This window comes from Terrabacter sp. GCM10028922 (assembly GCF_042666095.1).
Taxonomy (GTDB): Bacteria; Actinomycetota; Actinomycetes; order Actinomycetales; family Dermatophilaceae; genus Terrabacter.
Genome location: NZ_JBHTFG010000032.1, coordinates 109660 through 128515, shown reverse-complemented (window position 1 = coordinate 128515; position 18856 = coordinate 109660). Strand labels below are relative to the sequence as shown.

General features: G+C 72.5%; 17 protein-coding genes. 6 read left to right on the top strand and 11 right to left on the bottom strand.

The window, feature by feature from the left end; all coding sequences use genetic code 11:
- The first annotated feature begins 41 nt into the window (after positions 1-41).
- On the top strand, positions 42-773 hold the full coding sequence (locus tag ACFQU3_RS20965; RefSeq protein WP_385913401.1) for a FadR/GntR family transcriptional regulator: 732 nt from the start codon (positions 42-44) through the stop codon (positions 771-773).
- 6 nt (positions 774-779) lie between these two features.
- Here the strand turns inward: ACFQU3_RS20965 and ACFQU3_RS20960 are convergent, their stop codons facing one another.
- The 5 genes from ACFQU3_RS20960 to ACFQU3_RS20940 are packed head-to-tail and all read right to left on the bottom strand — an operon-like array spanning position 780 to position 5641.
- Positions 780-2051: a glucarate dehydratase family protein gene (locus ACFQU3_RS20960; protein WP_385913399.1), complete on the bottom strand. Its 1272-nt coding sequence runs from the start codon at positions 2049-2051 to the stop codon at positions 780-782.
- A complete protein-coding gene (locus ACFQU3_RS20955; protein WP_385913397.1) occupies positions 2051-2446 on the bottom strand; it encodes a universal stress protein in 396 nt (131 codons plus the stop codon). The genes ACFQU3_RS20960 and ACFQU3_RS20955 overlap by 1 nt, the downstream gene beginning before the upstream one ends.
- The gene (locus ACFQU3_RS20950; RefSeq protein ID WP_385913395.1) at positions 2443-4023 is read right to left on the bottom strand and encodes a tripartite tricarboxylate transporter permease; all 1581 of its coding nucleotides are present in this window, start codon (positions 4021-4023) and stop codon (positions 2443-2445) included. Before ACFQU3_RS20950 ends, ACFQU3_RS20955 begins: the two co-directional genes overlap by 4 nt.
- Before the next feature lie 14 nt (positions 4024-4037).
- Positions 4038-4580, bottom strand: a complete 543-nt coding sequence (locus tag ACFQU3_RS20945) for a tripartite tricarboxylate transporter TctB family protein (RefSeq protein WP_385913393.1) — start codon at positions 4578-4580, stop codon at positions 4038-4040.
- 41 nt (positions 4581-4621) lie between these two features.
- Complete coding sequence (locus tag ACFQU3_RS20940; RefSeq protein ID WP_385913391.1) at positions 4622-5641, bottom strand: tripartite tricarboxylate transporter substrate binding protein; 1020 nt, start codon at positions 5639-5641, stop codon at positions 4622-4624.
- Positions 5642-5790: 149 nt separating this feature from the next.
- Here ACFQU3_RS20940 and ACFQU3_RS20935 point away from each other — a divergent pair, with 149 nt between their 5' ends.
- From ACFQU3_RS20935 to ACFQU3_RS20920, 4 genes are all read left to right on the top strand, one after another.
- Positions 5791-6714, top strand: coding sequence for a LysR family transcriptional regulator (locus ACFQU3_RS20935; protein WP_385913389.1), 924 nt, complete (start codon positions 5791-5793; stop codon positions 6712-6714).
- 158 nt (positions 6715-6872) lie between these two features.
- Positions 6873-7784 (top strand): 5-dehydro-4-deoxyglucarate dehydratase, encoded by a 912-nt coding sequence (gene kdgD, locus ACFQU3_RS20930; RefSeq protein ID WP_385913387.1) that lies wholly within the window; start codon positions 6873-6875, stop codon positions 7782-7784.
- Between the two features lie 71 nt (positions 7785-7855).
- A complete protein-coding gene (locus ACFQU3_RS20925) occupies positions 7856-9448 on the top strand; it encodes an aldehyde dehydrogenase (NADP(+)) (protein WP_385913385.1) in 1593 nt (530 codons plus the stop codon).
- Between the two features lie 12 nt (positions 9449-9460).
- Complete coding sequence (locus tag ACFQU3_RS20920; RefSeq protein ID WP_385913383.1) at positions 9461-10783, top strand: enolase C-terminal domain-like protein; 1323 nt, start codon at positions 9461-9463, stop codon at positions 10781-10783.
- 9 nt (positions 10784-10792) lie between these two features.
- Here ACFQU3_RS20920 and ACFQU3_RS20915 read toward each other — a convergent pair whose 3' ends face one another.
- The 4 genes from ACFQU3_RS20915 to ACFQU3_RS20900 all read right to left on the bottom strand — a co-directional run bounded on the left by ACFQU3_RS20915 (position 10793) and on the right by ACFQU3_RS20900 (position 16120).
- Entirely contained in the window at positions 10793-13201 is a 2409-nt protein-coding gene (locus ACFQU3_RS20915; RefSeq protein WP_385913381.1) for a CHAT domain-containing protein, read from the bottom strand.
- A 261-nt stretch (positions 13202-13462) separates the two neighbouring features.
- Positions 13463-13960, bottom strand: a complete 498-nt coding sequence (locus ACFQU3_RS20910) for a carboxypeptidase-like regulatory domain-containing protein (protein ID WP_385913379.1) — start codon at positions 13958-13960, stop codon at positions 13463-13465.
- Position 13961: 1 nt separating this feature from the next.
- A complete protein-coding gene (locus ACFQU3_RS20905) occupies positions 13962-14543 on the bottom strand; it encodes an RNA polymerase sigma factor (RefSeq protein WP_385913377.1) in 582 nt (193 codons plus the stop codon).
- The gene (locus ACFQU3_RS20900) at positions 14540-16120 is read right to left on the bottom strand and encodes a S8/S53 family peptidase (RefSeq protein ID WP_385913375.1); all 1581 of its coding nucleotides are present in this window, start codon (positions 16118-16120) and stop codon (positions 14540-14542) included. The genes ACFQU3_RS20905 and ACFQU3_RS20900 overlap by 4 nt, the downstream gene beginning before the upstream one ends.
- Before the next feature lie 488 nt (positions 16121-16608).
- Here ACFQU3_RS20900 and ACFQU3_RS20895 point away from each other — a divergent pair, with 488 nt between their 5' ends.
- Entirely contained in the window at positions 16609-17325 is a 717-nt protein-coding gene (locus tag ACFQU3_RS20895; protein WP_385913373.1) for a peptidoglycan-binding protein, read from the top strand.
- A 21-nt stretch (positions 17326-17346) separates the two neighbouring features.
- Here ACFQU3_RS20895 and pheA read toward each other — a convergent pair whose 3' ends face one another.
- Together pheA and ACFQU3_RS20885 are read right to left on the bottom strand one after the other, a co-directional pair.
- Entirely contained in the window at positions 17347-18222 is an 876-nt protein-coding gene (gene pheA, locus ACFQU3_RS20890) for a prephenate dehydratase (protein WP_385913958.1), read from the bottom strand.
- Positions 18223-18290: 68 nt separating this feature from the next.
- Positions 18291-18821: a DUF4446 family protein gene (locus ACFQU3_RS20885; RefSeq protein ID WP_385913371.1), complete on the bottom strand. Its 531-nt coding sequence runs from the start codon at positions 18819-18821 to the stop codon at positions 18291-18293.
- Positions 18822-18856: the final 35 nt, after the last annotated feature.

The window sequence follows — 18856 nt, the reverse complement described above, 5'->3', positions numbered from 1 at the left end:
GCGGATGCCCGGCGAGCTGCGCGGCCACTAGGTTGGGCGCCGTGAGTCCCCCAGGCAGCGACGACGACCGCCGGCTCGACCGCGACTCCGGGCGCGGTCTCGCCCACGAGCTCGTCGAGCGGCTCAAGGAGCGCATCCTCGCCGGCCGGATCGAGCCCGGCCAGAAGCTGCCGACCGAGGCCTCCCTCGTCGAGGAGTTCGGGGTCAGCCGCACGGTCGTGCGCGAGGCGATCTCGCGGTTGCAGGCTGCCGGCCTCGTCGAGACCTTCCAGGGCCGCGGCTCGTTCGTGCTCGCCCTTCCCGAGACCGGCAGCTTCGAGATCGGCGCCGACCGGGTGCGAACGCACCGCGACGTCCTCGACATGATCGACTTCCGCATCGGCATCGAGACCGAGGCGGCCGGGCTTGCGGCCGAACGACGGACCGACGTGCAGGTCAAGGCGATCGAGCGGGCACTCCGCGATCTGACCCGGGCCGGCGAGCAGGCCAGCGGCGCGGTCGAGGCCGACTACGAGTTCCACCTGCGCATCGCCGTCGCGTCGGGCAACCGCTTCTACTCCGACCTGCTCGCGTCGCTCGGGCCGATGATGATCATGCTGCCGCGCACCCGCCTCGAGCCCGCCTACACCGTCTCGGACGCGACGCACCTGACCCGGGTCGCGCTGGAGCACGAGAACATCCACCTCGCCATCGCGCACGGCGACGGCCACGCCGCTCGCGCCGCGATGCGCCTCCACCTCGCCAACTCACGCGCCCGCCTCCAGCAGGCCTGAAACCCCTCACCAACGGGCGGTGTTGACCTCGAAGCCGGGCTCGATCGACTGCATGTAGACGGTGTCCTCGCGACGACGGATGCCGCACGAGAGGTACTGCTCGTGCAGCGCGCCCAGGGCGTCCTCGTCGATCTCGACGCCGAGGCCGGGGCCCGTGGGCACCGCGACGGCGCCGTCGACGAAGTCGAGCACGCCCGGCTTCACGACCTCCTCGGTCTTCCACGGGTAGTGGGTGTCGCACGCGTACGTGAGGTTGGGCGTCGCCGCGGCGAGGTGGGTCATCGCCGCGAGGCTGACCCCGAGGTGGCTGTTCGAATGCATCGACAGACCCATGCCGAACGTGTCGCAGATCCCGGCGAGCAGGCGCGAGCGCAGCAGCCCACCCCAGAGGTGGTGGTCCGACAGGACGACTCCGACGGCGTCGGCGCGCACAGCGGGCGCGAGATGCTCGAAGGCGATGACGCACATGTTCGTCGCGAGCGGCAGGTCGGTCTGGCGTGCCACGGCAGCCATGCCGTCGATCCCCGGCGTGGGGTCCTCGAGGTACTCGAGCACGTCGGCGAGGTCGTGCGCCACGCGGACCGAGGTGTCGACGGTCCACCCGCCGTTGGGGTCGATGCGCAGCCTGTGGTCGGGAAACGCGTCGCGCAGCGCGCGCATGGCCTCGACCTCGTCGCCGGGCGGCAGCACGCCGCCCTTGAGCTTGATCGCGTCGAAGCCGTATGCGGTCACCATCCGCTTGGCCTGCACGACGAGCTGGTCCGGGGTGAGGGCCTCGCCCCAGTCGTCGTCGGGCCGGCCGGGGTGCCCCGCCCACTTGTAGAAGAGGTAGGCGCTGAAGGGCACCGTGTCGCGGACGGCGCCGCCGAGCAGGTCGCTGACCGGACGGCCGGTCTCGTGACCCTGGATGTCGAGACAGGCGACCTCGAAGGGCGAATAGGCGGTCGCGACGGCCGAGTCGACCTGCAGCATCCCGCCGAAGCTGGCGCCCGCGCCGGCGTTCCCCGGGCCGAGGGCCTCGGACGCGGCACGCCAGAGTCCGTTGAGGTCGTAGACGTCGTGGCCGGCGACCGCGCGACCCACCGCCTCGAGTCGTTGCAGCTGGGTCTCGTCACCGTAGGTCTCACCGAGGCCCACCGAGCCGGTGTCGGTGTGCACGCGCACGATCGCGCGCAGAGCGTACGGCTGGTGCACGCCGACGACGTTGAGCAGCGGCGGGTCCTCGAAGGCGACCGGCGTGATGTCGACGGAGGAGATGCGTGAGCGGACCGCGGCCATCAGTGGGCGGCCTTGACCGCGAGCACCGGCACCTGGGAGTCGAGCAGGATCCGCTGGGCCGTGCTGCCGAGGATGAGCTTGCCGACCGGGCTGCGGTGGCGCACGCCGATGACCACGAGGGTCGCACCGAGCTCGGCGGTCAGCGCCTCGAACGTCTCGGCGAGCGAGTCGCCGTGCAGGGGCTGTCGCACCTCCACTGCGACGCCGGCCGCACGCGCCCGGGCCCGGACCTGCTCGACGTGGTCGCCGTCGACCATGTCGTCGTCGACCGTGGCTCCTCGCCGCGGGGAGTTGACGACGACGAGGGGCTGCTGGCGCAGGCGTGCCTCGTCGATGCCGGCGTCGAGCGCCGCACGACCTTCCGGGGTGTCGAGATAGCCGACGAGGATGGTCATTTCGCCTCCGTGGTCTCGTGCTCGGGACGTGGCTCGGGACGTGGCTCGGGAGTGGGCTCGGGGTGGTGCTGAGCCCCGCGACCGGACTCGGCGTCACCACGCCGCATACGGAACAGCTTGCGCAGCAAGGGGAACAGCGCGACGAGCAGGATGGCCGCGAAGATCATTCCGGAGATCGGTCGGGTGAGGAAGCCGGTGGGGTCGCCGCCGAAGATGAGCAGCGACTGGCGGGACGAGGACTCGATGAGGGTGCCGAGCACGAACGCGAGGACCAGCGGCCCGGGGTCGAAGCCGAACTTCTTCATGAGGTAGCCGATGATGCCGAAGACGATGACGAGGTAGATGTCGAACACCGAGTTGTTGACGGTGTAGACGCCGAGCATCGTGATGAGGGCCGTGATCGGCGCGAGGATGGCCGGCCGGACGCGCAGGATCCGCACGAAGATGCCGACCATCGGGATGCTCATGATGAGCAGCAGGATGTTGCCGATGTACATCGAGTTGATGACGCCCCAGAAGATGTCGGGGTGCTGGTCGACGAGCTGCGGCCCCGGCTGCACGCCCTGGATGAGCAGGGCACCGAACATCAGAGCCATCGTCGCGTTGGCCGGGATGCCGAGCGTGAGCAGCGGGATGAACGACGAGGTGGCCGCCGCGTTGTTGGCGGACTCGGGCGCCGCGACGCCCTCGATCGCACCCCGGCCGAAGCGCTCGGGCTGCTTCGCACGGCGCTTCTCGACGGCGTACGCGACGAGCGAGGAGAGCACGGCCCCGCCGCCGGGCAGCACGCCCAGGCCGAAGCCGATGCCCGAGCCGCGCGCGATGGCGCCCTTCGACTGCGCGAGGTCAGCGCGGGAGGGCCACACCTTGGTGACCTTCGCCGGGGCGTGGACCTTCTTGTGGTTCTCCTCGAGGTTGTAGAGGATCTCGCCGAGACCGAAGAGGCCCATCGCGATCGGCACGAAGTCGATGCCGTCGGCGAGGTTGAGGTTGCCGAAGGTGAAGCGCTCGGCGCCGGTGAAGCTGTCGCGCCCCACGGTGGCGATGAGCAGGCCGATGGCTGCAGCGATGACGGCCTTGAGCTTGCCGCCGTTGCCGACCGTCGAGACGAGCAGGACGCCGAGCAGGCCGAGCGCGGCGTACTCCGGCGGGCCGAAGTCGAGGGCGTAGCCGGCGACGACGGGCGCCAGGACCGACAGGCCGATGATCGAGATGGTGCCGCCGATGAAGGAGCCGATGGCAGCGATGCCGAGCGCGGCACCCGCGCGGCCCTGCTTGGCCATGGCGAACCCGTCGAAGACCGTAACGACGGAGCTCGCCTCCCCCGGGAGCCGGAGCAGGACCGAGGTGATCGTGCCGCCGTACTGGGCGCCGTAGAAGATGCCGGCCAGCATGATGATCGCCGACACGGGCTCGATGCCGTAGGTCAGGGGCAGCAGGATCGCGATGGTCGCGGCGGGGCCGAGGCCGGGAAGCACGCCGATGAGCATGCCGATGAGCACGCCGACGAGGCAGTAGAGCAGGTTCGTCGGCTGCAGGACGATGCCGAAGCCGGTGATGATCGGGCTGAGGTCCATGACGGGTGCTCCGGTCAGACGAGGCGCGGGAGGGGGATGGACAGCGCCAGGACGAAGAGTGCGTAGAACGCGGCGACCGTGACGACGCTGACGACGGCCGTCATGCGCCACGACTCTCCGCCGAGGAAGCGCAGCCAGATCACCATGACGATCAGCGACGGCACCTCGAAGCCGATGACCGGCAGCAGGGCCGCGAGCGCGACGAGGGTCAGCACCCCGAGCGCGGTCAGCGCGCTGGACCGGGTGAACGTCTCGGTGTCGTGGCCGCGCCGACCGAACGCGAGGTGGGCGAGCGACAGCGCGGCCACGGCCACGGAGATGACGAAGGGCCACAGGCCCGGGCCCGGCTGGGTGAGGCTGCCGAGCCCGAAGCCGAGGGAGAGCACGACGCCCGCGATCCCGAGGAGCAGGGTGACGATGCCGGCCGCGACCTGCGCGAGCGGGCCGCCGTGTGGCGGTCGCTCCTCCTCCAGCTCGTGGGCGAGCTCTGCCTTGAGCTCCTCGAGGATGTCGGCCTCGGCGGCCTGGTGCCGCTCGGGCCCGCTCGTCGTGCTCATCCCTTGCTCCTCTTCGAGTGGGTTGGGTGCGGCTGTGGCGGTCAGCTCGTGGACGCCAGCGAGATCTTGAACTTCTTGAGCTTCTCGGTGTTGGACTGCAGGTCGGACTTCAGCATCGTCGCGATCTCCTGGCCCGACACCTCGAGCGGCGTGAGGTTGTTGTCCTCGTTGAACTTCTTGTACTCCGGCGTCGCGAAGGTCTTCTTGGCCGCCTCGACGAGCTTGTCCTTGACCGCCTGCGGGGTGCCCTTGGGCACGGTGATGAAGCGGTACTGCGAGACCTGCACGTCGAAGCCCTGCTCGATGGCGGTGGGGACGTCGGGCAGGAAGGGCACCCGCTCTGCCGAGAAGACTGCGAGCGGCACGAGCTTGCCGGCCTGGATGTTCTCGATGGCCTCGCCGACCTGCATGGTCGAGGCGTCCACCTGCGCGCCGAGCAGCGCCGTGAGGTTGGGCGCTCCGCCGTCGAACGGGACGGCCGTGGCCTCGATGCCTGCGGTGGCGAACGTCAGCGCGGAGTTGAGCTGGGCGCCGGTGCCGACCCCGGTGGTGCCGTAGCGGATCGTCTTGCCGGACGCCTTCATGTCGGCGATGCTCTTCCATCCGGTCTTGGGGTTCGTCGCGAGGACGTAGTCGTCGCGGGAGACGCCGTAGACGATGTCGAAGTCGTCGACCTTGACCGCCTCCGACTCGGAGACGGCGAGAGGCGTGATCGCGAAGAGCGACGCGTTCTGGATGGCGATGGAGTAGCCGTCGGGCTTCGCCGTCTGCAGCTCCTTGGCGACGAGCGCGCCGTTGGCGCCGGGCTTGTTGACGACCGGCATCGCGACGCCGAGCGCCTGGCCCATGCCCTTGGACATGGCGCGGCTGATGAGGTCGCTGCTGCCACCGGCCGAGGCGCCGACGGTCATCTGGATGCTCTTCGTCGGGTAGTCGCTCCCCCCGGTGGCGCCGCCACCCGTGGAGCCGGTCTTGACGCCTCCACAGGCGGTCAGGACGAGGGCGAGGGTGGCGGCGCCGGCGGCGCTGGCGACGCGGTGCCTCGTTCGAACGTTCGTCATTGAAGGTCTCCTCGAGCTGGTGCGCCGTCCGGGGCGGGGCGCTGGGGGTCAGGTCTGGTCCCTTGACGGGAGACACTACGAACGACAGTCAATGCGTGTCCAAACCCGATGCTGCATCGATTGATACCCTCGCTGTATCGTGGGCGGTCATGATGACCCTGGACCAGGTGCGAGCGTTCGTCGCCGTCGCCGAGGAGCTGCACTTCGGCCGGGCGGCCGACCGGCTCAACATGACCCAGCCTCCGCTGAGCCGGCAGATACAGAAGCTCGAGCGCACGGTCGGGGTGACGCTCCTCGAGCGCGACAACCGCCGGGTCGCCCTCACCGAGGCCGGACGCGCCTTCCTCGACGAGTCCTACCGGCTGCTCGCCCTCGTCGACAGCGCGGGCGACGTCGCCCGCCGCATCGACGGAGGCGCGGCGGGCACCCTGCGTCTCGGTTTCACGGCCGTGTCGGCCATCGGCATGCTCGGCCCGCTGCTCAAGGAGCTCGACCGGAGCCTGCCCGGTGTCGACGTGATCCTCCACGAGCGGGTCACGGCCGCCCAGGCCGACGGCATCCGCCGCGGTGAGCTCGACCTCGGCCTGGCGCGCCCACCCTTCGACACGACCGAGTTCGAGTCGCGCGTGGTGTTCCGCGAGGCGCTGTGCGCGGCCGTGCCGGCGGGGCACCCGCTCGCCGAGGTCACCCGCCCCCTGACGGCCGGCGACTTCGACCGCGTGCCGGTCATCAGCTACAACCCCGTGCAGTCGCGCTACTTCCACGAGCTGACGGTCCGCTTCCTCACCAACGCACACCCGAGGGTCGAGCAGCAGGTGCACCAGATCCTCACCGCCGTCCTGCTCGTCGCCGCGGGTCGCGGGTGCGCCCTCGTGCCCGCCTCCGCTCGATCGCTCGGGGTGCAGGGGGTGGTCTACAAGGACCTCGTCGACGGAGGCGGCGACCCCGACGGTAGCGAGACACCGGGGCGCCCGGTCGAGCTGCACGCCATCTGGGCACGCGGACGCCGCAGCCCGATGTTGCGCCGCGTGCTCGCACAGATCGGCCGGATGCAGCTCGGCGACGACGCCTGAGCGGCCGTATGCCGTGATGCCCCCTGAGCATCATGGCATACACAATGTGTCTTGGACAGGTATCCATCACCGTCCCTAGCCTGAGGTCATTCACTGGCCCAGCGGCGGGCCCCGACTCAGCGAGACGGCCGGCCGCTCTGTCGCAAAGGACGTACCCCGTGCCCCTGGCTCCCGACGAACTCGCTCACCAGCTGGGCACCGGACTGCTGTCGTTCCCCGTCACGCACTTCACGCCCGACCTCGCCTTCGACGAGGCCGGCTACCGCGACCACCTGTCGTGGCTCAGCGGCTACGACGTCGCCGGGCTCTTCGCGGCCGGCGGCACCGGTGAGGGCTTCTCGCTACGCACCGAGGAGATCGACACCGTCGTGCGGGTCGCCGTCGACGAGATCGGCGGTCGCGTGCCCGTGCTCGCCCCGGCCACGGGTGGCACCGCCGTCGCGGTCGCCCAGGCGAAGGCCGCCGAGGCCGCCGGCGCCGACGGCATCCTGCTCTTCCCGCCCTACCTCACCGAGGCGGGCCAGCGCGGCCTCGTCGAGCACATCTCGGCCGTCTGCCGCTCGACGAACCTCGGCGTCATCGCCTACTCGCGCGCCAACGCGATCCTCGGTGACCTCGCCGTTGCCGAGGCCGCGGACCGCAACCGCAACCTGATCGGGCTCAAGGACGGCGTGGGCAACATCGAGGAGATGACCCGCACCTACGCCCGCGTCGGCGACCGGCTCCTCTACGTCGGTGGACTGCCCACCGCCGAGACCTTCGCCCTGCCCCTCCTCCAGCTGGGCGTCACGACGTACTCGTCGGCGATCTTCAACTTCGTCCCGGAGTTCGCCATCGGCTTCTACGAGGACGTCCGCCGACAGGACAGGGACGCCGTGTACCGCAGGCTGAACGACTTCGTGCTGCCCTACCTCGACATCCGCGACCGCGAGCGGGGGTATGCCGTCTCCATCATCAAGGGCGGCCTCGCCGCCATCGGCCGGCCGGCCGGGCCGGTGCGCCCGCCGCTCACCGACCTCACCGAGCAGGACGTCAGCGACCTCAAGATCCTCGTCGACAAGATCGGCTGAGAGGCTCGAGGGCGAGCAGCTCGCGACCAGCACCCGACGAGACCCGAACCAGACGCACCAGGAGCCATCGCATGACCACCCTGACCGGACACTCGATCATCGCCGGTACGCCCGTGGCCGGGTCCCTTCCCGGCTCCGCGGCCGTCGCGGCTGCGACGGGCGAGGCCCTGGAGCCCGTCTACACGTTCGTCGACGAGGGTCAGCTCGAGGCGGCGACGCGGGCGGCGGCGGACGCGTTCGACGCCTACCGTGCGACGTCGCCACAGGAGCGAGCCGCCTTCCTGGGGAAGGTCGCCGACGAGATCGAGGCCGACGGCGAGCAGATCGTCGCGCGCGCCGTGATCGAGTCGGGGCTGCCCCTCGCCCGCCTCACCGGCGAGCTGGGCCGCACGACGGGCCAGCTGCGGATGTTCGCGCGGGTCGTACGCCTCGGCGACCACCTCGAGGCCCGCATCGACCCGGCGCTGCCGGACCGCACACCGCTCCCCCGCGCCGACATCCGCCAGCGCCAGGTCCCGCTGGGCCCGGTCGCGGTGTTCGGCGCGAGCAACTTCCCGCTCGCCTTCTCCGTCGCCGGCGGCGACACCGCGTCGGCGCTGGCCGCCGGCTGTCCCGTCGTCGTCAAGGCGCACAACGCCCACCCGGGCACGAGCGAGCTCGTCGGGGCGGCCGTCACCCGCGCCGTGGCCGCCTCCGGCCTGCCGGCCGGCGTGTTCTCCGTCATCTTCGGCAGCGGCACGTCCGTCGGGCAGGCGCTCGTGCGCGACCCGCGGATCAAGGCCGTCGGCTTCACCGGCTCGCGGGCCGGCGGGCTCGCCCTCGTGGCGGCCGCGGCAGCCCGGCGTGAGCCCATCCCGGTGTATGCCGAGATGAGCTCGGTCAACCCCGTCGTCGTCCTACCCGGCAGCATCGCCGACGGTCGGGCGGAGACGCTGGCGACCGCATACGTCGGCTCGCTGACGCTCGGCTCGGGGCAGTTCTGCACCAACCCCGGGCTCACCTTCGTGCCGTCCGGGCCCGATGGCGACGCGTTCGTCGCGGCCGCCGCCCGGGCCGTGGCGGCGACCACCGGGCAGACCATGCTCACCTCGGGCATCGCCCAGGCCTACGACAAGGGCACCGACGCGCTGCGCACCGCGTCCGGTGTCACCGTCGAGGCCGAAGGCGCAGTCGGGAACGCCGCGAACGCCCCCGCACCCCTGCTCGCGTCGACCACGACCTCAGGGCTGCGCGACGAGTCTGCCGTCAGCGACGAGGTCTTCGGCGCGGCCGGCGTCGTCGTGCGCTGGGACGACGAGGCCGAGCTCGCCGAGGCCCTGCGTGGCCTCGAGGGCCAGCTCACCGTGACCGTCCAGGCTGCCGAGAGCGACCGCGCGACGGCGAGCAGCCTCCTGCCGCTGCTCGAGACCAAGGCCGGACGGATCCTCTTCAACGGCTGGCCCACCGGGGTCGAGGTCGGGCACGCGATGGTCCACGGAGGCCCGTTCCCCGCCACGAGCGACTCGCGCACCACCTCGGTCGGCTCGCTCGCGATCTACCGCTTCCAACGGCCCGTCGCCTACCAGGACGTGCCGGCCGGCCTGCTTCCCGAGCCGACCCGCGACGACAACCCGTGGGGCGTCACCCAGCGCATCGACGGCCGGCTGCGTCCGGCGCAGGACTGACAGGAGCACCCCATGTCGCCGAAGATCGCCTCCGTCGAGGTCGTGCCCGTCGCCGGGCACGACAGCATGCTGCTCAACCTCAGCGGCGCCCACGGCCCCTTCTTCACCCGCAACGTTGTCATCGTCACCGACAGCGACGGCAACACCGGACTCGGCGAGGTGCCGGGGGGCGAGGCGATCGCCGGCACGATCCGCGAGGCCGCGGAGCTGTTGCACGGCAAGGAGATCGCCCGGTTCCGCCAGCTGCTCCGCCAGGTCGGCGAGGCGTATGCCGCCCGCGACGCAGGCGGTCGCGGCGCCCAGACCTTCGACCTGCGCACGACGGTGCACGCCGTCACGGGTCTCGAGTCGGCCCTGCTCGACCTGATGGGCCAGCACCTCGGTGTGCCGGTCGCCGAGCTGCTCGGGGACGGCCAGCAGCGCACCCACGTGCCGATGCTCGGCTACCTCTTCTACGTCGGCGACCCGGGCCGCACGGACCTGCCCTACATGGCCGACGATGAGGGCGACGACCGCTGGTCGCAGCTGCGTCGCCGAGAGGCCCTGACACCGGAGTCCGTCGTCGCGCTCGCGGAGGCCGCGCAGGAACGCTACGGCTTCAGCGACTTCAAGCTCAAGGGCGGCGTGCTGGCCGGGGACGAGGAGGTCGCGGCCGTCACCGCGCTGGCCCGGCGCTTCCCCGACGCGCGGATCACCCTCGACCCCAACGGCGGCTGGCTGCTGGAGGACGCCGTACGCCTGTGCACCGGTCTCGACGACGTGCTCGCCTACGCCGAGGATCCGTGCGGCCCGGAGGGCCGCTTCTCCGGGCGCGAGACGATGGCCGAGTTCAAGCGCGCCACCGGGCTGCGCACGGCCACGAACATGATCGCGACGGACTGGCGCGAGATGGCGCACGCGATCCGCACGAACGCCGTCGACATCCCGCTCGCCGACCCGCACTTCTGGACGATGGCCGGGTCCGTGCGGGTCGCCCAGCTCTGCAACGACTTCGGCCTCACGTGGGGCTCGCACTCGAACAACCACTTCGACATCTCCCTCGCGATGTTCACCCACGTCGGCGCGGCGGCCCCCGGGGAGATCACGGCCCTCGACACGCACTGGATCTGGCAGGACGGCCAGGCCCTGACGACGGCGCCGCTCGAGATCCGGGACGGCGCGATCGAGGTGCCCACCGCTCCTGGCCTCGGGGTCACCCTCGACCGCGACGCCCTCGCCGCCGCGCACGAGCTCTACCTCGAGCACGGCCTCGGTGCCCGCGACGACGCCGTGGCGATGCAGTTCCTCGTCGACGGCTGGACGTTCGACCCGAAGCGCCCCTGCCTCGTGCGCTGAGCCGGGTCGTCACGGACGGTGCTGGCCGCCGAGGTTGAGGAAGGCGGCCGCGACATCGTCGGTCTCGGAGACTGCCCGGGCGAGCGCCTCGTCGCTCGGCAGGCCCGACGCGAGCAGCTCGTGGTGACGGGTCATCGTCGTCGCCGCGACGTCGTCGGGCACCGGCGCCACGGCCGCGACGACCGACCGCGCGCCCAGGGACAGCAGCGACAGCGCGAGCCCGAGCGACTCGTGCCCGGGCCGCGCCGACGCGAGCCCCACCTCGCAGGCCGACAGCACGACGTGGTCGGCGCGGACCCCGGTGGGCTGCAGCTCGTGGGCGAAGACCGGCCCGTCGTGGAGCACGAGCGAGGAGAAGAGCGGCGACTCGACCTGGTGCGTCCCGTGGGCCGCGACGTGCACGACCCCCGGGCGGGCAAGGGCACGCACGAGCTCGTCGCGGCGTGACGGCCCGGGCGGCTCGTCACCCGCTCCCCATGTCCCGAGGATCGTCCGGGCCTCGCTCGTCGCGCGTGGCACGCCGGGCCCGACGCTGACGTGGACCCGGGCGCCACCTGTCCCGGAGGCGTCCGGCGCCACGGCAGCGCGGCGCGCGAACGACGTGAGCGACAGCGCCACGGTGAAGGGACGGCCCACCATCGAGGGCAGCAGTGCCCACGGCAGGGCCGACACCTCGGGACACACGACGACGACGAGCCCACGCTCGGACCGCCACGGGCGCAGCAGGGCGGTGTCGAGCTCGGCCGCGCTCGACCGCAGCGACGACCAGACCGCACCGGCGAGCGGGCCGAGGTGGTGGGTCGCGGCGGCGCGCAGGTCGACGCGGACCCGCTGCGCGAGCTCTGCCGCGCGCTCGATCGGCATGAGATCTCGCATGACGGCGCGACCGCCGACGACGCCGACGGCGGCGAGCCGGCCGCGGTGCCGGTAGAACCACACGAGGTCTCGGTCGACCTGCCCGAGGAGCGCCCGTGCCTCCCGGACGCGCACGGGGATGGCCCGGGCGGAGGTCCCACTGCGGCTCAGCGCCCAGTCTCGGTCGCGGATCTGGCGCTCGAGACGCGACGCGTGGTCGTGCAGCTCGCGCAGCTGGTCCGGGTCCGTCTCGCCACGGGCGTGACCGCGGACGGCCCGGAGCTGCTCGGTGAGCACGGCGAGCTGCTCGTCGTCGGGACGGCCGAGCGACGGGAGCCGGTCCGTGGCACTGCGCCACCGCTCGAGCGCCTCGAGCACCGCGCCGCTCCCCCGCGGCACCGCGAGCTCGAGGTCGAGCTCCGAGAGCCGCGCTCCGTGGACCGCCCGGGCGGTGCGCAGATCGAGGCTCGCGCTGCCCTCCTGCCCGGCGGCGAGCCGGCGTGAGGCGCGCACGAGGATCCGCCGGGCGGGGGTCACGTCGCCGGCGGCGACGAGGGTCATCGCCGTCACCGCGGCCGCGTCGAGCTCGTCGGACAGCGAGGCCGTGGACACGCGCTCGAGGCTGAGCAGGCGGGAGTTCGCACCGGCCACGTCGCCGGCGAGGAGCAGCGCCTGGGCCGCGACGACGCGCGCGCTGTCGGCGAGCTCGGAGTCGCCGAGCTCGGTCGCCGTCTCGGTGAGCTCGTCAGCGGTCGCGGCCGCGGCGAGTGCCACCGAGGCGTCACCCACGCCCACGATGCGCCTGACGAGGTCCCGCTCGAGCCGTTCGCGGTCGCGGCGCACGCGTCGCTGCCGGTCGAGGTCGACGAGGAGCCCGACGAGCATCGCCTTGGCCGCCCACGCCGTCGCACCGATGCGGCCGTACGTCTCCCGGGCCGAGCGAGCGGCGTCCGCCGCCAGGTCCAGGTGCCCGAGCAGGCGGTGCGCGCGCGCCAGCTCGAGCTGGAACTCGGCCCGGATCTGGTCGTGCCCGTCACCGCTGACGCCGGCGAGTCCCGCGTGCAGCGCCTCGACGGCCTCCTTGACGAGCCCGGCCTCGAGCAGGACCCGGGCCCGGTCCAGGCGTGCCGGGCCCTTGAAGACGTCGGACTCGATGTCCTCGGCCCCGGCCATGTCGGCGAGGGAGCGCGGGATGTCACCGAGGAGGTATGCGGCATACCCCTCGTTGTGCCGGGCCATGAACTCCTGCTCCCGGCCGCCGAGCTCGTGCGCGAGCCGGGCCGCCTCGGCGAAGGACTCGAGCGCCTCCTGCGGGCGCAGCAGCTCGAAGGCGAGCATGCCGCGGCTGAGGTGGACCGACGCCTGCTCGCGCTCGGTGAACGCGTCGAGCCGGCGGACCGCACCCTCGAGCCCGTCCCACGCCGACGCGAGGTCGCCGACCCGGCCGTGGATGTTGGCGCGCTGGTAGTCGAGACGGGCGCGCAGCCGGTCGTCGCCGAGCGCGTCGACGACCTCCTCGGCCTCGGCCAGACGTGCCGTCGCGGGCTCGAGGCCGGCGAGCATGAACTCCGTCAGGGCGAGCGTGATGAGCGTCTTGCAGCGCAGCTCGAGCGCCTCGGCCGTCGGGGCCGCCCCGACGAGCCGCTGGATCTCGTCCAGGGCTGCGGTGAGCGAGCGGGCGGCCTGGACCGGCCGTCCGGCCAGGTTGTCCGCCGCACCCTGCTCACGCAGGGTCCGGGCACTCTCGAGCAGGTCGATGGCTCCCGCCGGCCTCTCGCTCAGGGGCCGGTCACCACCCAGCGCCGAGTCGCCAGGTCTGGATCGTCAGATCTGGATCGTCGGGGTGATGACCGGTCGCATGTCCTCGTTGCCCGGGTCGGTCACGACGAAGTGGACCGGCCCATGGGGTAGATCATCCAGAACGAACCGCCCGTTCGCATCCGAAACGACGCTCGAACTTCCCTCCGTCGTCACGGCCTCGACCTGGGCACCGGGGACCGTCACCCAGCCGTCGACCCGCACACGGTCGTCCGTGTCGTCGGAGTCGTCGGGACCGGCCGACACCATGAGGCTCACCGAGGCCGCCGTGAAGGTGACCGAGTCGGTCGGCGTCGGCTCGACCTTGGCGTCGGTGCCGCGCGTCACGAGGCGGGCCGAGTCCATGAGCTCGGCGACCTCGGCGTGCAGCGCGTGGACGGTGATGGCGAACTTGACCCGCTCGGCGAGGTCGCTGGGCACGGGGTCGGCGTGGGCGAACAGGTCGCGCACCTGGGCGAGGTTGGCGAGGTCGCGGGCGTCGATGGCGTCCGTGTGAGATGTCATGTCAGACCGCCCATCCGGGGTCGGAGCCGAGGGTTGTCCTCAGCTTCTGGAGGCAGCGGCCACGGGTCGGGCCGATGCTGCCGACGGGCATCCCCAGCGACTGCGCGATGGCCGCGTAGTCGGGGCGGTCGGCGAACGCGATGACCCGGAGCAGCTCCTGGCATCGCGGTGTGAGGGTCGAGACGTGCTTCCACAGCACGCGCTGGCGTTCCGACAGGATCGACTGCGCCTCCGGGTCGAGCTGCTGGGCCGGGGCCTCCGGCACCTCCTCGACGCCGAACTCGCGGCGCGAGCCCCGCGCGAGGCGCCAGACCTCGCGCTTCACGACGACGACGAGCCAGCCGAGCACGGCAGCGGGCTCGTTGATCGACTCGGCACGGTCGACGAGCTGGAGGAACGCCGTCTGGATGGCGTCCTCGCACGTGGCCGGCGCCCCACCCTGGGAACGCGCGGCGTTCCACAGCACGGGCGTGACGAGGTCGACGAGCTCCGAGAGGCGCTCACGCTCGCCGGCGAGGTAGGCGGCGAACGCCTTGCCGGCGAGGGTGCCGAGGCCGTCGGGGGCTGTGGGGGTCGGGGTCATGACCGCACCCTTCCGATGCAGGTGCGCAGCGCGCGGATCGCGCGACGGCGCATGGCGTGGGACGAGGTGTCGGTCAGGCCGCCCTCGTCGATGAGGGCGGCCGCGAGCTCTGCCGCGAACACCGGGGTGGAGAAGGACGTGCCGCTCCAGACGCCGAAGCCGCCGGTGTAGTCGTCGGGGTCGACCGTGCAGCGCACGGTGTCTCCCGAGCGGACCTCCGACGACGGCTGGCCCATGCCGTTGGTGAGCGGCAGGGTGCTGACGACGGAGACGCCCGCCCGGATCGCGCTGACGACCGGGAGGTTGTTGGAGAAGAGGGCGACCGTGGCACCGTCGGGGTTGCTCGCGCCGACACTCGCCAGGGGCGGGACGGCCTTCGCGGTGATCCGCTGCGGCGGCTCCGCTGCGAGCGCCGCCGGCACGAACGGCGCGTCGGTGCCGTCGTTGCCGACGCCGGCGACGACGAGGACGCCGTGCTCGGCGAACCGGTCGAGCATGTCTGCGACGGGACCGGAGGTGTACGTGCGGTCCTCGGCGTAGTAGCCGAGCGAGAGGGACAGGACGTCGACGACGTCGGCCTCGACCCCCTGGTCCTGGCCCTCGACGTGCCGGTCGAGCAGGGCCTGCAGGACGTCGAGCATGACGCTCTCGTCGACGACACCGTCGTCTCCCATGACCGGGATCGAGACGATCGTGGCCTCGGGGCAGCCCTGCCGGATGAGCCCGGCGATGAACGTCGCGTGGCCCTGGAGCAGCCCGACGGGCTCGGCCGGGGGCGGCACGGAGATCGGGGGGTCTACCGGGTCGCCCGCCCCGGTCGTCAGGAGCGGGACAAGCCTGCCCTCCTTCAGCACCAGCCGCACGACGCCCTCGCCGTCCTTGAACCACGGGTGGGCGGCGATGGCGGTGTCGGGCACGACGACGACGGGGTTGCGGTCGACGGCGCGGGCACGCAGCCGCGGGTCGGGCAGCGCGAGCGCGACCGGCATCCGGCCGCCGCGTCCGGGCACCGAGTACTCCTGCAGGGCGCTGCCGACGCCACCCCAGTAGCCGCCCACACCGCCCCAGTAGCCACCGACACCGCCCCAGTAGCCGCCCACACCGCCCCAGTAGCCGCCCACGCCACCCCAGTAGCCGTCGGCCGGGCGCAGGACGTGCTCGAGGCTGAGCCGCTCGGCGACCGGGTCACCGGCCTCGCGCAGCCGCTGCAGGACGCTCCAGGCGTCGACGGGGTCGATGGGCGAGCGGGTCGGCTTGAGCGTGATGCTCGTGCCCCACGTGGGGCGGTCGAGGTCGCGCGGACCACCGTCGGCGCGTGGCGTCACCTCGAAGTCGAGGTCGAGCCTGCCGAGCGCCTCGCGCAGGTCCTCGATGTCACGCGGCGTGCCGCCGGGCCCGTTGCTGACGAGGAGGCGGTCGGACAGGTAGAGCGCGGGAAGCGGCGGACGACCGTCGGTCAGGCGCATGGCCGTGGCCGGGTCGAGGGCGCGAACCGGGGGGCGCTCGGGTCGGCGTCGGCCGCCCGTCACGCTCTCGTCGTTCGCACCCTGGGGGGCGTCGGGACCCGACTCTGACATCGACAGACCTCCTGAGGGGGATTGGTGCTGGAAAGACCCTTACACCCGACTGAGTGTCCGTACTCGGTTTCCTGATACATCCGGCCCCTGAATCTTTTTGCGTCCGAGGTGTATCAGGCCGGGACGCACCGACTCTGGACGGACGGGGGATCGGTCACCGGGCTGCTTCGGGGCGCTGCGGAGGGGCAGCAGGCCCGGTGACCTCAGGGGTTCCGGGTCGGTCTGGGGGCTGACCCGGTCCAGGGGCGCCGGGCCTGGCAGCACCGGCGCCCCCTCCCCTGCCTGCGCTGCCGCCCGCGCACCCGCGTCCGTATGCCGTGTCGTATGCCGTGTGCCGCGCGTCCGCTCGCGCCGGACCTCCCGAGCCCGCATACTTCACGACGTCGGCGGGCACGAGGGACCCGCGGGCGGGAGAGCTCAGGGGAGTCGGGATGCAGGTCAGCACACGGGATCGTCACGCACGGGGTCACGGCGGTGGGCGTCGATGGATGCAGTCGGCCGTGGCCGTGGCCGTGCTCGGCGTCGTCCTCGGCGGGTGCAGTGCGAGGACGCCCGACCCGATCTCGGCCTCACCCTCCACGCCGGCGGCAACCGCCACCGACACCGCCTCGCCGCGCCCCACCGGGGCCGAGCCCCTGCCGACGGAGACAGCCGAACCACTGACCCCGACGAAGCCGACGCAGCCCGCAGCGACCACGGCGGCCCCCAACCCGTCGGCGACGGGCGACCCCGGCTCGGTGAGCGGTGACTGCTCGAGGACGCTGCCGGCATACCCCGTGCTGTCACCCGGCGACCGGGGTCGGGCCGTGCGCGCCCTCCAGTGCTTCCTCAACGACGCCGACTTCGGTCCCGTCGCGGTCGACGGCGTCTACGGCGCACAGACCCGGGCCGCGATGAAGCGACTCGAGGCGACGTACGAAGGGCCCGCCCCGAAGCCGGGCCGCGTGGACGCGGGCGTCTGGGTGCTCGTGATCAGCCGGTCGATGGGCACCACGACGCTGAAGCAGGGGTCGAAGGGTCCCGACGTGACGACCCTGCAGCGGGCACTCCGCGCGGCCGGCGCCACGATCACGGTCAACGGCGTCTTCGGCGCCGGGACGAAGAAGGCCGTCCAGCGCTTCCAGGACGCGAACCGCATCGGCGCCGACGGCATCGTCGGGGACGAGACGCTCTTCCTGCTCAAGAGCGGCGCGACGATCGGCTGACGCCGGGGCCCGTCAGCATGCTCAGGCGCGCAGCTGGTCGAGCCACGCCCGCGCGCGCTCGAAGTCCTCGTCGGTCGTGCCGGGCCGCGCGTCGGTGGTCCCGCGGTCGGCGCGCGGGTAGGAGCCGAGGAAGCGGACCTCGGCGCACACGCGGCGCAGGCCCATCAACGTCTCGCCGACGCGTGCATCGAGCACGTGGCCCTCGGCGTCGATGGAGAAGCAGTACGAGCCCATCGCCTCGCCGGTGGGCCTGGACTCGAGCCGCGTCATGTTGACGCCTCGGACCGCGAACTGCTCGAGCAGCTCGAGCAGGCCGCCCGCGTGGTCGTCGTTCTGGTAGAGCACGACGGTGGTCTTGTCGGCGCCCGTGGGCTCGGGCAGCGTGCCCGGCCGCGAGACGAGGACGAAGCGGGTCACGGCCGACCCGTTGTCGCCGATGTCCTCGGCGAGGATCTCGAGCCCCTCGTTGCGGGCCGCGACGGGGGCACAGACGCCGGCGTCGAACATCACGTCGCCGGGCTGGCCGAGCGCGGCGGCGCTCGCCGCGGTCGAGAGCGTCGGCACGTACTCGGCGTCCGGGAGGTGCTCGCCCATCCACCGGCGTACCTGAGCCCAGGCGTGGGAATGGGTGCCCACGGAGCGCACCGAGTCGAGCGACGTGCCGGGGCGTGCACAGAGGACGAAGGTGATCGGCACGAGCACCTCGCCGATGACGACGAGCGGGTCGCCGGTCGCGAGTGCGTCGAGGGTCGCGGAGACCCCGCCCTCGACGGAGTTCTCGATCGGCACCATCGCGGCGTCGATCTCGCCGGCCCGCAGGGCCGACAGGGCAGCGTCGACCGAGGCGAAGGGCAGGTGCTCGCGCCCCTCGGCGGCGTCCCACTGGTCGAGGGCCATCTGGGTGAACGTGCCACGCGGGCCGAGGTAGCCGAAGCGGTGGAGCTGGTCGGGGGTGCGGGGCGGCGTCACGACGCGTCCTTGGTGCGGTCGGGGAGGCGGGCCGGCCGTGCGGTGCCGGACTCGTCCTTGGTCGCCGAGGCCAGCGCCTGCTGCTCCTCGGGGGTCAGGGTGATGCTCGACGTCCCGCCGACGATGCCCTTGGCGTACGTCCTGGACTCGCCCCGCGCGTGGATCGACGAGATGACGATGCCGTCGCCGAGGTCGTCGACGATGGCGGCGGAGAAGGACAGGCGGCCGCCCATGTCGCCGAACGCGTCGTAGCGCACGACAGCGACGTTGCGCAGGCTCTGGCGCACGTCGTCCTCGGCGCTCGCGACGTGCTCGCGCAGGCGGGTCACCTCGGCGGTGAGTCGGTCGATGCGGTGGTTCTGGGTCGCGGCCACACGGGCGATGTCGGTCGCGCCGTCGTCGCCGAGCGCGGCGAAGTCCCGTCGCACCCGCGCGAGCCGCAGCTGCGCGCCGACGGCGAGAGCCAGGGCGAGCAGCGCGACGACACCGGCCGCGAGGGCGAGGGTCGTCAGCGTCGAGGCGTCCACGATCGGCAAGGTTAGCCTCGCGCGCGCCCGCCGGG

Coding starts and splice junctions, on each gene's coding strand:
- ACFQU3_RS20925 (WP_385913385.1), top strand. CDS start 7,856: ATGACCACCCTGACCGGACACTCGATCATCGCCGGTACGCCCGTGGCC.
- ACFQU3_RS20915 (WP_385913381.1), bottom strand. CDS start 13,201: ATGCTCGCCGGCCTCGAGCCCGCGACGGCACGTCTGGCCGAGGCCGAG.
- ACFQU3_RS20955 (WP_385913397.1), bottom strand. CDS start 2,446: ATGACCATCCTCGTCGGCTATCTCGACACCCCGGAAGGTCGTGCGGCG.
- ACFQU3_RS20900 (WP_385913375.1), bottom strand. CDS start 16,120: ATGTCAGAGTCGGGTCCCGACGCCCCCCAGGGTGCGAACGACGAGAGC.
- pheA (WP_385913958.1), bottom strand. CDS start 18,222: ATGGCCCTCGACCAGTGGGACGCCGCCGAGGGGCGCGAGCACCTGCCC.
- ACFQU3_RS20945 (WP_385913393.1), bottom strand. CDS start 4,580: ATGAGCACGACGAGCGGGCCCGAGCGGCACCAGGCCGCCGAGGCCGAC.
- ACFQU3_RS20905 (WP_385913377.1), bottom strand. CDS start 14,543: ATGACCCCGACCCCCACAGCCCCCGACGGCCTCGGCACCCTCGCCGGC.
- ACFQU3_RS20950 (WP_385913395.1), bottom strand. CDS start 4,023: ATGGACCTCAGCCCGATCATCACCGGCTTCGGCATCGTCCTGCAGCCG.
- ACFQU3_RS20910 (WP_385913379.1), bottom strand. CDS start 13,960: ATGACATCTCACACGGACGCCATCGACGCCCGCGACCTCGCCAACCTC.
- ACFQU3_RS20935 (WP_385913389.1), top strand. CDS start 5,791: ATGATGACCCTGGACCAGGTGCGAGCGTTCGTCGCCGTCGCCGAGGAG.
- ACFQU3_RS20920 (WP_385913383.1), top strand. CDS start 9,461: ATGTCGCCGAAGATCGCCTCCGTCGAGGTCGTGCCCGTCGCCGGGCAC.
- ACFQU3_RS20895 (WP_385913373.1), top strand. CDS start 16,609: ATGCAGTCGGCCGTGGCCGTGGCCGTGCTCGGCGTCGTCCTCGGCGGG.
- ACFQU3_RS20960 (WP_385913399.1), bottom strand. CDS start 2,051: ATGGCCGCGGTCCGCTCACGCATCTCCTCCGTCGACATCACGCCGGTC.
- ACFQU3_RS20940 (WP_385913391.1), bottom strand. CDS start 5,641: ATGACGAACGTTCGAACGAGGCACCGCGTCGCCAGCGCCGCCGGCGCC.